Source organism: Flavobacterium ginsenosidimutans (assembly GCF_003254625.1).
Lineage (GTDB): Bacteria > Bacteroidota > Bacteroidia > Flavobacteriales > Flavobacteriaceae > Flavobacterium > Flavobacterium ginsenosidimutans.
On sequence record NZ_QJRJ01000080.1, the window covers coordinates 93,284 to 107,342 of the forward strand.

Annotated in this window: 14 protein-coding genes; 1 reads left to right on the forward strand and 13 read right to left on the reverse strand. The window is 32.5% G+C overall.

What is annotated here, in order from left to right; genetic code table 11:
- Positions 1-59: 59 nt before the first annotated feature.
- From DM444_RS16750 to DM444_RS16790, 9 genes are all read right to left on the reverse strand, one after another.
- A complete protein-coding gene (locus DM444_RS16750) occupies positions 60-935 on the reverse strand; it encodes a glycosyltransferase family 32 protein (protein ID WP_111288702.1) in 876 nt (291 codons plus the stop codon).
- A gap of 16 nt (positions 936-951) precedes the next feature.
- On the reverse strand, positions 952-1,923 hold the full coding sequence (locus DM444_RS16755; protein WP_111288704.1) for a hypothetical protein: 972 nt from the start codon (positions 1,921-1,923) through the stop codon (positions 952-954).
- Between the two features lie 3 nt (positions 1,924-1,926).
- Positions 1,927-2,490: an acyltransferase gene (locus DM444_RS16760; protein WP_111288706.1), complete on the reverse strand. Its 564-nt coding sequence runs from the start codon at positions 2,488-2,490 to the stop codon at positions 1,927-1,929.
- Positions 2,456-3,787, reverse strand: coding sequence for an MATE family efflux transporter (locus tag DM444_RS16765; protein WP_111288708.1), 1,332 nt, complete (start codon positions 3,785-3,787; stop codon positions 2,456-2,458). The genes DM444_RS16760 and DM444_RS16765 overlap by 35 nt, the downstream gene beginning before the upstream one ends.
- An 18-nt stretch (positions 3,788-3,805) precedes the next feature.
- Entirely contained in the window at positions 3,806-5,251 is a 1,446-nt protein-coding gene (locus tag DM444_RS16770) for a UDP-glucose 6-dehydrogenase (RefSeq protein WP_111288710.1), read from the reverse strand.
- A gap of 63 nt (positions 5,252-5,314) precedes the next feature.
- A complete protein-coding gene (gmd, locus tag DM444_RS16775; RefSeq protein WP_111288712.1) occupies positions 5,315-6,442 on the reverse strand; it encodes a GDP-mannose 4,6-dehydratase in 1,128 nt (375 codons plus the stop codon).
- An 84-nt stretch (positions 6,443-6,526) separates the two neighbouring features.
- Complete coding sequence (locus DM444_RS16780) at positions 6,527-7,477, reverse strand: GDP-L-fucose synthase family protein (protein WP_111289254.1); 951 nt, start codon at positions 7,475-7,477, stop codon at positions 6,527-6,529.
- A 24-nt stretch (positions 7,478-7,501) separates the two neighbouring features.
- Positions 7,502-8,503, reverse strand: coding sequence for a mannose-1-phosphate guanylyltransferase (locus DM444_RS16785; protein ID WP_111288714.1), 1,002 nt, complete (start codon positions 8,501-8,503; stop codon positions 7,502-7,504).
- The gene (locus DM444_RS16790; RefSeq protein ID WP_111288716.1) at positions 8,493-8,927 is read right to left on the reverse strand and encodes an adenylyltransferase/cytidyltransferase family protein; all 435 of its coding nucleotides are present in this window, start codon (positions 8,925-8,927) and stop codon (positions 8,493-8,495) included. The genes DM444_RS16785 and DM444_RS16790 overlap by 11 nt, the downstream gene beginning before the upstream one ends.
- 621 nt (positions 8,928-9,548) lie before the next feature.
- On the opposite strand from DM444_RS16790, the gene DM444_RS16795 reads away from it, so the two are divergent.
- Positions 9,549-10,016: a UpxY family transcription antiterminator gene (locus tag DM444_RS16795; RefSeq protein WP_111288718.1), complete on the forward strand. Its 468-nt coding sequence runs from the start codon at positions 9,549-9,551 to the stop codon at positions 10,014-10,016.
- Between the two features lie 94 nt (positions 10,017-10,110).
- On the opposite strand, the gene DM444_RS16800 is transcribed toward DM444_RS16795, so the two are convergent.
- From DM444_RS16800 to DM444_RS16815, 4 genes are all read right to left on the reverse strand, one after another.
- Positions 10,111-10,314 carry a helix-turn-helix domain-containing protein gene (locus DM444_RS16800; RefSeq protein ID WP_111288720.1) on the reverse strand — a complete coding sequence of 68 codons (204 nt, stop codon included), beginning with the start codon at positions 10,312-10,314 and terminating at the stop codon, positions 10,111-10,113.
- Between the two features lie 79 nt (positions 10,315-10,393).
- Positions 10,394-10,624, reverse strand: coding sequence for a helix-turn-helix transcriptional regulator (locus tag DM444_RS16805; RefSeq protein WP_091492892.1), 231 nt, complete (start codon positions 10,622-10,624; stop codon positions 10,394-10,396).
- 520 nt (positions 10,625-11,144) lie between these two features.
- Positions 11,145-13,322: a hypothetical protein gene (locus DM444_RS16810; protein ID WP_111288722.1), complete on the reverse strand. Its 2,178-nt coding sequence runs from the start codon at positions 13,320-13,322 to the stop codon at positions 11,145-11,147.
- Positions 13,319-14,047, reverse strand: coding sequence for a hypothetical protein (locus DM444_RS16815; RefSeq protein WP_111288724.1), 729 nt, complete (start codon positions 14,045-14,047; stop codon positions 13,319-13,321). The genes DM444_RS16810 and DM444_RS16815 overlap by 4 nt, the downstream gene beginning before the upstream one ends.
- Positions 14,048-14,059: the final 12 nt, after the last annotated feature.

Sequence of the window (14,059 nt, forward strand, 5' to 3'; positions counted from 1 at the left end):
TTATTGGTTTTATAGAAAAGTTACTTTTACAAAAAATTCACCTATCAGAATTTCTTTTGTTACCAAGAAATTATTTTGATTAATGTTCTTATTTTATTGTGAGATACTTTTTTTATTTTTTTGGTTGTTCGATATGTTTTATTAAAACCTTTATCAATAAAATTGACAAAAGGAAATATGCGAGGATATTGATTTCTAAATAAGTGCAGGAATTTTTCAATTCCTTTTTTATCTCTCCAGCTGCCGTTTATGAGATGAACAGCGTATGATTCTTTGTCTAAATAAATAGAATTTCCGACTAATATATTGGATGGAAGAATAAGCATATTTTCTTTCAATACTTGTTCTTTATCCTGATAAGTATATCCGTATTTTTCTGCTATTGGGGTAATTACAGAACCTATTATTACTTTTTTTAAATCAATTGTTCCGTCGTCTTCAAATAACTTTAGATTCTGGTATGTTTCGAGACAATCTTTTATATAAGGATGATTTGGTATCGAGGCAAAAATGGCGCCTTGAACTGCAAAACCAATAATGGCTTCACCTTGTTTTTTTGGTAAAAAAGAAGCGTTTAAAAGCTCTTTTCCTCCTGCTTCTTCAAAATGTCCCGGATGAATTTCATGAGCACTAAAAAAATCATATTCGAACCATGATTCTTTGAAAGGTTTCAATATTTTCACATCTGAATCTAAATACAATCCGCCTTCTGTGTATACTGCATAAAGACGAACGTAATCTGCAGCAAATGCCCATTTCTTTGCCTGAAATGCTTCTTTTACAAAAGAAACAGAATCAAAATCAAAACTATTTTTATCCCAAACCCGAATTTTACAGTCAGGCATATTGACTTTCCAAGTAGCAATACATTCTTTTATAAATGGAGGATATTCTTCTCCACTAAACCAGCAAATGTGTATTGTTTTTGGAATCATGATTTTCTTTATTCCATTAAACTTTATAAAATCTTCCTAAGAACTTGCTTATTTTAATTGCCATCTGTTTTTTTCTTATTTCCTGCTTAGAGTGTGCTAAAATTGGACTTTTTGTATATTCCCAGTAAGCAACATCTTCTTTTCTTGGTATTCTTCCTTTAAAAAGTCTGATAAAGTGATTTACTTGCCAAGGTTTTGAACTTCCTAATGCATGAAACATGGTTGCTTCGCCAGGAATAAAACCCATTCCATCTTTTCCAAGATAACTGACATTCCCGTGATAGGCTTCGATTGTTGCATTTAGAGCATCTTGATCTGATTTATCAAAAAACTGAAATCCTTCCATTTTTAAAATACTCGAATTGTGCATTTGATTTTGGAAAATAGATTTATCAAGTCCGCCAATTGCATCTCCCATTCGTTCTTGCAGTTTTACCCACAATTTGAGAAAGAAAATATTTTTTCTAATCACGCCAACAAAACCGCCGTTTACATAAATCTGATTTTTAAATTGCAAATCGATATTGTAATTTTTGAAATAATTTCTCCAGCCTTGTCTTCGCGGATGAAATTCCTGCAAAGGCGAATTAATATCTTCACAAACCGCTACGCCGCAATTGACCCATTGTTCAAAACAAGCCCAAGAATCAACCACAACAATATCTGGATCAAAATAAAACAATGCATCTGCTTCTTTTGCTGGACCATCCCACAGCTCCAGCATTAAATCAGGTTTATAGTTCGTTAAGCTATATGTAGTGGCAAGCGGTAAAAAAACAAGCTCAATTCCTTCAACAGGATGAATTGTAATTGCTTCTTTCCAATTGCCAACAGGTTCTTTTTTACCGTTTGAGATCCAATTTGGTAATGATCCTCGATAACCAACATAAATAGTTCCGCGAAATCCCTGCGTATATAGCGAATTTGAAAGCGTAGCAACTCCATAATGGTAATGACCTTCAAATAAGGTGCAAACTGCTGATATCATATCTTATGTCCTTTTTTTTATAAAATGAGCTGGTACTCCTGCCCAAACTTCATTCGCGGGTATTGATTTATTTACTACTGAACCTGCTGCAACTATAGAACCTGTGCCTATTGTAACTCCTTGCAGTATGACGCAGGAGGTTCCGATCGAGACATCGTCTTCTAAAATTATTGCTTCACTTATAATAGGCTGTGTATTGATGTTTGCCGTGACTTTATACTCGTGCCTAGTATTGTTAATTGTCGTTTTACTCGCAATCAGGCAATTGTTACCGATGATAATTTTTTCGTTACAAACAAATTCGCAGGCGTGACCAATAAAAACCTTGTTCCCTAATTTTATGTATGAACTTTCATTGAGAGGATTCAAAATTCTAAAATCGACCCCATTTTCGATATTACATTGATGTCCTATTATTAATTTGTTTGGCCAATTGCAGGTAATCTTTTCTATTCTAGAATCGTCGCCTCCTTGTAAGCCTCTAATCTTCAAAAGATAAAACGATAGCGAATGATTAATACCAATTACTTTACTATAAATCAGCGCTATCTGATTGGGCCGTTTCATGTTGTTTATTTTTTATTACAAGAATATTATAAATACAAAACACAGAAGTCTGAATTAATCCCACTAATCCCAAACCTATATTGAAATACAAAACGCCTCTTAAACTTCCGAGATCTAAAAGGCTGGCAAAAACAATTATCGTTAATAAATTGACTCCAATCATAATTACGGGCGACATTGCCCATCCTCTTGCGCTGTATAAGTAAAAAACTATTCCGCTTAATAAACCAATACAGCTGCTTATAATACTTAGCAATAACTCAAATGGTAATCCTTTGTAAGCATCTCCAAGCAGCCATAAAATTGGAGCTGGAAATAAATAAACTACAAAAATCACGACGCTTAGAAGCCCAATTAAAAGTCCCATTATTTGAAAAAAACGCTTTAATAAAAGATATTTATCTTGTGCTAATTTGGCAAAACGCGGAATAATCAATGTGCTAATTACGGCACTCAAAACAGTTAAGATTACGCTTAATCTTCCTAAAGCTCCCAATTGAGCCAAAGAAGTGGTATTACCAAAAATAGAAATCAGCCAAATTGTAATCTGTCCTGATAGGCAATAGTAAATAGATGTTGGTAAAATACGTCTAACTAAACTTAATATTTCATTGCTAACTTCTGGGTCTGGCTCCTGATTTTGGGCAGCCATACCGTAAACGATTTTTCTTAAACCAACATTTCCCCAGATTCGAGAAATTCCTGCAGCTAAAATCGCTACAAACGAAAATGGAAAAATAAACATTGTTACAAGCAACAATACCAATCTTCCAACTCCTACTTCTACTTGATTTCTTTGCAATGGCAGAATAGTTTGATTCAGTTTTGGAACAATTTCTAATAACGAATCAGATAAAGCTGCATAAAAAGCTGGAATCAATGCCAAAGCAATAAGAATTGATGTAATCCAGCTCGCTCCATTGTGAACCAAAAGATAAAACAAAATTGGAACTGATACTGCTAAACTCCCTATTGCAAACTTCTTTCTTAAATCTAATCCTGTTGCTAGAGCAACGCCCATTTTTTGTCTGTCTTGCCAAACTTTTCCACCTTGCGCCATAACGCCAGTTCCTATACCGCCATCGGCAAGTACGGTCATTGTTCCTAACATTGTATTGGCCAAAGTATAAAAAGCATATTCCTGAACAGGCAATAAACGGATTATTAAAATTCCAGAAGCAAATCCGATAAGTTGTACAATAATTTGAGCGCTTCCTATTATAGAAATTAATTTTCCCCAGTTTATGACTGTATCATACTTCGGATGTTGTTTAAGTTTGATTAAAATATTTTTCAAAGAATAGAAATAAAACGATTAAAAAACAGGTTCTCTTTTTAATTGAGGAATATAACCTTTACCAATTCCTTTAACCTGAAAACCAATTGCTGTTAATTCTTCGGCATCCAAAATATTGCGTCCGTCAAAAATGAAAGCAGGCTTGTACATATTGATAAAAATCGAATTCCAATTGTATGTTTTGAATTCGTCCCATTCAGTTAAAACCGCTACCGCATGAGCCTGATGAAGTGCGTCTTCTGCTGAATTATAGACAAAAATCTGTTTTAGTTTGGATTCAATTTTCTGTTCTGTAAATCCTTTTAATTCCCATAAATAGCTCATATCAGCTTTTATTTTTTCTTCAGAAACTTTCGGATCATAAACGTGAATTTCTGCACCGTCTTCGATCAAATGTTCTGCTACATAAATAGCCGCCGATTCTCTAGTGTCATTTGTATCTTTTTTAAATGCCCATCCTAAAAAAGTTATTTTTTTTCCGCTGACGGTATTAAAAAGAGAACTAATGATTTTTTTTGCAAAACGGTATTTTTGATAATCGTTTAGAATAATAATCTGTTCCCAATAATTAGCCACTTCAGGCAGATTAAAATAACGGCACAAATACACTAAGTTTAAAATATCCTTCTGAAAACAAGAACCTCCAAAACCTACTGAAGCTTTAAGAAACTTTGGTCCAATTCGGCTATCAGTTCCAATTGCTGTTGCAACCTCATCAACATCGGCTTCTGTAGCTTCGCATAACGCGGATAAAGCATTAATAGAAGAAATTCTTTGTGCTAAAAAAGCGTTGGCTGTTAATTTTGATAATTCTGATGACCATACATTTGTGGTTAAAATCTGTTTTGGAGATAACCAATGCGCATAAACATCAACCAATGCTTGAATTGCTTTTTGACCGCTTTCTGTTTGTTTCCCACCAATTAAAACACGGTCTGCATGCAATAAATCATTGATTGCTGTTCCTTCAGCCAAAAACTCAGGATTAGAAAGAACTTCAAATTTAACTCCGTTTCCAGTATGATCTAAAATAGTCTGTAACGTTTCGGCTGTTCTTACAGGAAGAGTCGATTTTTCTACTATGATTTTATCATTTTTAGCTATTCTGGCTATTTGTCTGGCGCATAATTCTACAAATTTTAAATCGGCAGCCATTCCTTTGCCTTCTCCATAGTTTTTTGTTGGAGTATTTACTGCTATAAAAATCATATCGGCAGCTTCTATTGCACTATCAACTTCAGTCGAAAAAAATAAATTACGCCCTCTTGCTTTGTCAACCACTTCAGCAAGTCCAGGTTCGTAAACCGGTAATTTATCTAAATCGTCATTGTTCCAAGCTGCAATTCGGCTTTCGTTTAAATCTACAACTGTAACTTTAATTTCCGGACATTTTAACGCGATAACAGACATGGTCGGACCACCTACGTAACCCGCACCCAAGCAACAAATATTTTTGATTTTCATTTAAAAATCTTTTTTAAGAGACAAAAAAGGCTGTTTCTAAATTAATTAGGATAATTAATTTTTTTATTCGTAGTAATTTAAAATAGTAAAGCCACATTCTTTTAAAAGCTGTTCTTTTCTCATCAGTTTTAAATCAGATTGCATCATTTCTTTTACTAATTCAGATAATTTGTATTCACACTCCCAACCTAATTTTGTTTTAGCTTTTGTTGGATCGCCAATAAGTAAATCTACTTCTGTAGGTCTAAAATAATTTGGATCTACAGCTAATACTTCTTTTCCAATTGGAAGCTGATATTCAGGATTATTACAAGATATAACATATCCTTTTTCGTTTTCACCCACACCTTTAAATTCTAGTTCAATTCCTACTTCTGCAAAACTCATTTGAACAAATTCTCGAACTGTAGTTGTTTTTCCTGTGGCAATTACAAAATCTTCAGGTTCATCTGCCTGCAATATCATCCACATCATTCGAACATAATCTTTTGCATGTCCCCAATCGCGTTGCGCATCGAGATTTCCTAAATGCAATTTATTCTGTAAACCTAGAGCTATTCTTGAAGCTGCTCTAGTAATCTTACGTGTCACAAAAGTTTCTCCACGAATAGGAGATTCATGATTGAATAAAATACCATTGCAAGCATACATTCCATAAGCTTCTCTATAATTTACCGTAATCCAAAAAGCATACATTTTTGCAACCGCATAAGGTGATCTTGGATAAAAAGGAGTTGTTTCTGATTGTGGTACTTCTTGAACTTTACCGTATAATTCTGAAGTTGATGCCTGATAGATTCTAGTCTTTTTCTCTAATCCTAACAAACGTACAGCATCTAGAATTCTAAGAGTTCCTAGTGCATCTACATTTCCTGTATATTCAGGAGTTTCAAATGAAACTGCCACATGACTCATAGCTGCCAAATTATAGATTTCATCGGGCTGAATTTCCTTTATTAATCGTGTTAAATTTGTACTGTCGCTCATGTCACCATAATGTAAAATGAAGTTTCTATTTTCTACATGAGGATCTTGGTAAAGATGATCAATTCGATCTGTATTGAATAAAGAAGTACGTCTTTTTAATCCATGAACTATATATCCTTTTTCTAATAAAAATTCGCTTAAGTAAGCTCCATCTTGCCCTGTTATTCCTGTGATGAATGCTGTTTTTTGTATCGGATTATTCATAATTTAATTATAAAGTGCAAATGCGTTCTGCTGCAATGTTGCAAAATTTATTTTTGTTATCTTTAATTAAAAGGATAGATAATATTAATAACTATTTTCTTTTAAGCTTTCAATATTTTCTAGGAACCAATTGTAGGTTTTCTGGATTCCTTCTTCTAAAGTCACTTGGTGTTTCCAGCCAATGCTGTGCATTTTAGAAACATCCATTAATTTTCGTGGTGTTCCATCTGGCTTGCTTTCATCCCAGATAATATTTCCGGTATGTCCCACAATTTTTTGAATTGTAGCAGCAAGTTCCTTAATGGTTAAATCTTCTCCTGTTCCAATATTATATAAATGTTCAGGAAGTTCATTTTCTAACGCAAAAACTACTGCTTCTGCCATATCATCTACAAACAAGAACTCACGCATTGGTGTACCTGTTCCCCATAATATTACGGGTGCATTATTGCTTTCTTTAGCTTCGTGAAATTTGCGAATCATAGCGGGTAAAACATGCGAACTGGTCAAATCGAAATTGTCATGAATACCGTATAAGTTTGTTGGCATTAAACTCACAAAATCTTTATTGTATTGCTTACGAATAGCTTCGCACAATTTTACTCCTGTAATTTTTGCCAAAGCATACCATTCGTTTGTTTTTTCTAAAGAAGCCGTTAACAGATAATCTTCTTTTAATGGCTGCGGAGCTAATTTTGGATAAATGCAAGAGCTTCCTAAAAAAATGAATTTTTCGACATCTAAACTATGAGCTTCGCTGATAAGGTTATTTTGAATCTGCATGTTTTCCATCAAAAATTGATATGGAAAATCATTATTTGCCAAAATCCCTCCCACTTTTGCCGCGGCATCTATAATAATATCTGGCTTTGTGTTTTGTATAAATTCTCGAACAGCTTTCTGGTCTCTTAAATCTAATTCTTTGCTTGATGCTCCAATAAGATTTGTATAACCTTTTGCGGTGAGACTTCTCCAAATGGCACTTCCAACCATTCCTTTATGTCCAGCTATATATATTACAGTATTTTTATTAATCATTGTGAGTATATTTATTTACAATTATAATAATGGCGATGCAATCGATTCTAATTGTTGGTAAACTTGTTTTACTTCTTGAGAGTTTTCTTTTTGCAAAACCATCAAAGCATCAGTAGTGTAGATCAATATACAATTTTTAACTCCTACAAAAGTGGTATGCATTGAAGTTCCTATAACAATATTTCTATTAGCATCGATTGGATGATCTTTGTTAACCAAATAATCATAAACCGATTCGAAAGAACCTAAATCTGACCATTCAAAATGAGCAGGAATTACTTTAATATCTTTACTACGTTCCATTACTGCATAATCAATACTGATAGATGGAATATTCATAGACATTTCATAATCCAAAAAGCCATTTTTATTTGCTTCCCAAGCTTCTTTTGATGTCAAAAAAACCTCTGGTTCAAGCATTTCAAGTTGTTTTAAAAACTTTTCCGCTTTGAAACAAAAGAGACCACTATTCCAAAAATAATTTCCATTTTTCAGATATATTTCGGCTGTTTCCAAATTTGGTTTTTCATGAAAAGCAATTACATTTTGATGCTCAAACTCTATATATCCATATCCTATTTCTGGTTTAATTGGTTTGACACCAAAAGTAATCAAATAATCTTGATTGGCTAATTCAATAGCTTGTTTTAATGCACTTATGTATAAATCATTTCCCTCAATAATATGATCTGAGGGCGTAATCAATAAAATATCTTCAGGTTTTGATGCAAATGCTGCAAATGCAATTGCTGCCGCAGTATTACGAGGAACAGCTTCTACAATATGTGTAAATGGTTTCTCGAATTTCGACATAATGGCATTACTCATTTTGTAATTTTCGATATTTCCAACCACTATTGTTTTATTGGATATATTAAGATTACGTGTTACTGTTTTTTCAAAAAGTGATTCTCCGTCAAAAAGTTCTAAATATTGCTTAGGAAGTGTTTTTCTGGATAATGGCCACAATCTGCTGCCAATTCCTCCAGTTAAAACTACGTGTGTAACAGAACTAATTGCCATTAGAATGTACTAAAACTTCTCTTTGATAAACTTCATGACGAAGATTAGTACTCGAAAAACGATGGTCTCTTGTATTAAAGTACAATTCGATTCCTTTTTCTTCGCAATACTTTCTTCCTGTAAAATCTCTTTCTTTATATTCATCTCCTAGAATACGAACATCAAGAGCAAAAGATTTCAAAATATCTTCTAGATCTTGTTCTGTTGCATAAGGAACAATTTCATCTACAAACTTACACGCCTTTAACTGTATGTAACGTTCTACAACTGTTTGGGTCGGTTTATTTTTTGTTGGGCGGTCTAACGTTGGATCTGTCTGAAGACCAACAATTAAATAATCACAATGTTGTTTTGCTTCTTCAAGCATTTTAACGTGCCCTGCATGTAACAAATCAAAAGCACTAAATGTTATTCCAGTTCTCATCTGCTTAATGTTTTAAATTAAAAATATGTTTGTTAATGTAGTATGATTTTCAAAATTTGTAATTAACCATTTTACTGGGGTTTCGCAGCTTTTTTTAAAATTTTGCAAAAGGGTTCCCCGTGAATAGTTACATTTTAACTACTCAAAAAAGAAAAAATAAATGGTATAAAAACTTAAAAAATTATAGTTCCTGATCGTTATAAAATGAATTAAAATTCTAGTTCTAAATCGAGAAATTCAATTCATTAATTTCAATTTGTCCCTTATAATAATTTAAGATAAAATTATGGTAATAGGGTCTATGAGAAATTTCAATTTTGTGACTAAATGTCCTTAATAAGGAAATTTTACTATAAAATGCATCACTATTTTTAGACTCATGGAATTAATTTTACTACTTAGTTTACAGACCAAACATTAGATTGCTAATGCTGATTTTCTAAACCTCTTAACTATATCGATTGAAGGCGGTTTTTTTTAAAAACACTTTAAAAATTTAAAACAGTATTTTTTAAAAATTTCATTTTCAAGAAAAACTAAGAGAACGTAAAACATTACAAAACAGCTTACTAAACATTTAAAAACAACTATTTACAAATACATTTAATAAATTCTAGAATTATGAAATGGTATGTAGTGTACACTAAACCTAAATGGGAAAAAAGAGTTGCAGAACAGTTAACTAAGTTTAACATCAATTGTTATTGTCCTGTGATTAAAAAAATTCAACAGAGATCAGATAGGAAAATAAAGGTAGAAGTGCCATTGTTTAATCATTACATATTTGTACAATTAGCAGAAAAAGATCGAAATCTGGTTTTTAATTCTCCTGGAGTTGTACGATTCTTATTTTGGCTAGGTAGACACGCTATTGTAAAAGATAGAGAGATAGAAACCATAAAAGAATGGCTTGATAGTGGAGATACCGCTTCAGATATCTCAGTTATGCAATATCAAATTGGCGATAAGGTACATTTAAATTCCGGTATATTTTGTAATCAGAACGCCGTGATTAAGGATATTACAAAAACACATTATGTTCTGATTTTAGAATCTTTGGGATATGTTTTAAAAGTAAAACATAAATAACAAATGAAAAAAGAAAGAGTTTTTCAAGAAGTACAATCCTAACTTGCAACTCTTCTTTTTCATGAAAAAAACAAAATAGCTGTGATAAAAAATATTAGTTTTCCAATTGAAAGATTTGGCTTTTTTTAATGCCAAGAATCTTAACTAATTGATCTAGTTTTGATAGTTTAAGATCAACCATTCCTTGTTCAATTTTCTCATATTTTTTTACGCTCATTTCCATTTGAATAGCTACATATTCTGGAGTATGGTTATTCTGTAATCTATACTCTTTAATTTTTAGGTAGTAATTTTCCATGATGCTGTTTTTTTATTACTATTTTATAACTTAATTAGTTTAATTACCTTAATATTCAATAAATTGTGACAGGATATTTTTATCTTGTTTCACTAAAAAAGATCGATACATCGAATTTAAATATGAATTCAATTGAAACCTCCAAGACTTTTGAAATCTCAATTAATTTAGAAACGGTTAAATCAACATCACCTCTTTCAATTTTGCCATAACCACTGGTGCTCATTTTTAATTCAGCCGCTACATATTCCCTAGTCAAATTTTTTAATTCTCTTATCTTTCTAATATTTTCGTATACACTATATTTCATAAAAAATAAAAAATTATAAATAATTCTACTCTGAAGGTACTTGTCATAACTATTATTAAAATTATGCGAAAAAGTAATTTCTATCTTTTTAATCTTATTTTACAAAAAAATTACCTTTTCATACTAACCTTTCAATTATTAACAACGTTTGAAGCTAAATGACTGTTTTTATTTAGCATTCATTTTAAATTTTGATCAAAAATATATAATGTTTAGAGTATATAATAATAAATCTGTTCAACGGATTTTAAAATCCGATAAAATACAACATTCCCATTTTTAGGTCGTCAGATTTGCTTAAAAAAGCTCGTAAAACCCTTATTTTATAAGATAAAAAGCACGTAATAATACTTACCGTAAAAATCTTACTTTCGACGATCTGCATCAAAAAAGGAGAAAATCGGTATAAAGTTTAAATTATCAGAAATGATAGGTGTTGAAAGTTTCAAATGAGATTTTAAACAAAAAAAATCCGTTAACTAAATTAATAGCCAACGGATTTTTTAAAGTTATGTTTAGTTTATTGAGTTACTAAAAGCTGTGGATAAGGAGTTGAAGCTGTATTTATAATTACAGTCGAAGCACCTTCTTTTACATTGACCAACAACTTACTAAGCGTTGTATTTGCTCTAAAAGTGTTATTCATAAATATTCCGTAATACTTACTGTTCCAGTCTCCATCTATTGTTAAAGCAGTTACACTTCCAGTAATCGTAGAATTTACTATATAACTATATACCGGATTATATAATACTGACGAAAACATTGGTGCAGAATCTGAAAAAGTACATCCTTCTAAATACGTTGCAATAGCTTTTATTGTTGAGCCTGTATTCGAATTATTATAAAAATTAGAACTATAGAAAGAAATCTCGCCGCTGGAAATAACATTTTTTCCTTTAAAATTAGTAAAATCACTATTTGCGGCTAAAGGATAGTTATTTGCACTTAAATTAAGCGCTGTATCTCCTCCGTCAAATTTACAATCTACCCAAGCATTTAAATTGTCTGCTCTAGTAGCTAACATCGAAACTGCTGTAGTACAATTAATAAACTGCCCTCTATAAAACATTGTTTTGTCAACAAAACTTGAGTTATCTGAAACACCACCAACAAGCGGATCTTGGAAGAAACCTTTATTACAGTTTACAAAAGAAATATTATCGAAGAAATTATTATCAAATCCCATCATTTTATCTAAATGGAAACCATTTGTTTGATCTCTAAATACTACATATTTCAACCAAACAAAACTCATATGTTGTGTGCCATAGTTTTGTGAAGAGTAAACACCTGTGTTTCCACCTTGCAATGTCAAATGCGCTAACACAAAATTAGCATCTTGACCTCCCGTAAGCGATATTAGAGGAAAATCGTCTGTTAAACCTACAATAACTGTTTTTCCAGTTCCTTTTCCCATAATTCCATGACTTTTGTCTAACGGAATTTTTAAAGTCGAACTGATATAATAAACTCCTTCTGGAAGATCTGCAATACCAGAGTTATTGATCAAGTTTTGAATATAAGTTGTACTATCTGGCTTACCTACTCTGTCGGTTCTCCAGTTTGCTCCTAAAGGATCTGGTAATGTTTCCCAGTTTGGTCTCACCCAAGGCGTATATTTTGTACCTAAAATAGAGCTACTCAAGTTTGCCAGTATAGTCGAATTAGTGATCGCAGCAGTTTGTTCAGTACTATTATATTTGACAGAATTACTGTTATCTAAATTTCCCCAAAGATCATATCCAGTAACAGTTCCGCTTCCTCTTTTGTATCCGCCTAAAGCACCAACTAAGGTCATATTGCTTCTTGCTGAGATAACATCAAACTCTGTATTCAATTTTTTATTAAGAATCGAAATATTCGCTGCATCTATATCATAAGCTCCAGTTCGAACTGCAGAATAAGAATTTCCTCCACCTAAATCGGTTATTTTAACATTCCCCATATTACTAGCCTTAAACATAGCATAGGTACCATCTCCGGTAAGATTCCATCCTTCTGCATCAATACCAACAAAAGTAGCCGTTTTAAGATTGTCCATATCTGTGGTATTTCCGTGCGGCGTTAAAAAGTTAGTATGCAGGTTTACGTTACCATAACTAGGAGTTGTTGAATTTCCTTTCATGGTAAGAACTGTCGATAATCCGCCCGATTGGTGTTTTATAAATTTATTATTTCTAAAATACCCCGACTGACTACAATCTATAAGTATTGGACCTCCAAAATTGATGAAAGAGTTATTCTCAAAAGTTGCATTTGTTGCCTTTAAAGTCGCCCATTTAATCGATTTTAAAGTACAATTAGAAATAACACCTCCGGCTTGAAGCGTAATAGTTTTATCTGCTGGAAGTAAATATTCGATTACAACGCCAGTACTTCCTGCCGCGATCGTAATATTTGAAAATAAATTTAAAGACGGATGCCCATATAATTTCTGATTACTCTTCATGACAATATCCACTCCAGAATAATCTCCTCTTTCTAATCGCACAGAACCATACGTATCCAATGCTTGCTGAAGAGTTGCTTTTTGTGTAACTGGAACAACATGAGCATTAAAATAATCTGTTTCTTCTGGCTGATTAGCGACAACAGGATTTTCTGGCGTTTTTACAGGAGCTTCATCAATTGCATATTGATAATTCTGAGAAAAAACCGTCGTCGAAAACAGTAAAAAATAAATTAACTTTTTCATTGTCCCGATATAATATAGGAATTTGTGCCTGTTTTTCTAAGGAATCCAAATCTCACGTTTCCAGCTGTGCTAGTAAATTTTGCACTTCCAGCTGATGTATAATTAATAGTAACACCCGAAGCTGCTTGTACTGTTAGAACAGCACCATTATGAGCTTCTAGATTAATAGTTTCACCAACTGCCATACTTCCAAAATCGGTAGTTAAGGTTAATGTAGAAGACGTTGTACACTCAATTGTATTATTTACGTCAGCTGCAGCAATACTTCTAGAAGAAGTAAATGAAATAACTGTAGCTCTATATGGAGTTGTAGAAGTTCCTCCTGCTGTTTTTGCATACAATGCATAAGGTACACTTAAAAGTTGTGTAACTCCAACAATGTTATAATTTGTTCCTCCGTTTACATCTACTTGTGTTTCTATATAATAAGGTCCTTTATCCCAAGAAATTTTACTAAAATCTCCCGTAACAATTGTTCCTGTTCCAATTTCAAGAGAAACAAGACCATTAGCATTTGTAGTAGGAGAATGTGTTTCTTGATAAACTATTGTTCCTGTTGCATTAGTCTGATGTACAACAATTTTAAGGCCTATGTTCTTATTTACTGCCAAAGTATTATCCTGCGCGCGGATAATTGCCTGGTAACTCATTTTTTCAGGTGATTGCGCAAATACCTTAAACGTAACAGTCACAAATAATAATAAAAGGGTCTGTGCAAGTTTCATTCTATCTCTTTT

What these genes read in the sequence shown, in the direction of transcription:
- DM444_RS16750 (WP_111288702.1), bottom strand. Translation starts at nt 935, where the DNA reads ATGATTCCAAAAACAATACACATTTGCTGGTTTAGTGGAGAAGAATAT.
- DM444_RS16755 (WP_111288704.1), bottom strand. Translation starts at nt 1,923, where the DNA reads ATGATATCAGCAGTTTGCACCTTATTTGAAGGTCATTACCATTATGGA.
- DM444_RS16760 (WP_111288706.1), bottom strand. Translation starts at nt 2,490, where the DNA reads ATGAAACGGCCCAATCAGATAGCGCTGATTTATAGTAAAGTAATTGGT.
- DM444_RS16770 (WP_111288710.1), bottom strand. Translation starts at nt 5,251, where the DNA reads ATGAAAATCAAAAATATTTGTTGCTTGGGTGCGGGTTACGTAGGTGGT.
- gmd (WP_111288712.1), bottom strand. Translation starts at nt 6,442, where the DNA reads ATGAATAATCCGATACAAAAAACAGCATTCATCACAGGAATAACAGGG.
- DM444_RS16785 (WP_111288714.1), bottom strand. Translation starts at nt 8,503, where the DNA reads ATGGCAATTAGTTCTGTTACACACGTAGTTTTAACTGGAGGAATTGGC.
- DM444_RS16790 (WP_111288716.1), bottom strand. Translation starts at nt 8,927, where the DNA reads ATGAGAACTGGAATAACATTTAGTGCTTTTGATTTGTTACATGCAGGG.
- DM444_RS16795 (WP_111288718.1), top strand. Translation starts at nt 9,549, where the DNA reads ATGAAATGGTATGTAGTGTACACTAAACCTAAATGGGAAAAAAGAGTT.
- DM444_RS16800 (WP_111288720.1), bottom strand. Translation starts at nt 10,314, where the DNA reads ATGGAAAATTACTACCTAAAAATTAAAGAGTATAGATTACAGAATAAC.
- DM444_RS16805 (WP_091492892.1), bottom strand. Translation starts at nt 10,624, where the DNA reads ATGAAATATAGTGTATACGAAAATATTAGAAAGATAAGAGAATTAAAA.
- DM444_RS16810 (WP_111288722.1), bottom strand. Translation starts at nt 13,322, where the DNA reads ATGAAAAAGTTAATTTATTTTTTACTGTTTTCGACGACGGTTTTTTCT.
- DM444_RS16815 (WP_111288724.1), bottom strand. Translation starts at nt 14,047, where the DNA reads ATGAAACTTGCACAGACCCTTTTATTATTATTTGTGACTGTTACGTTT.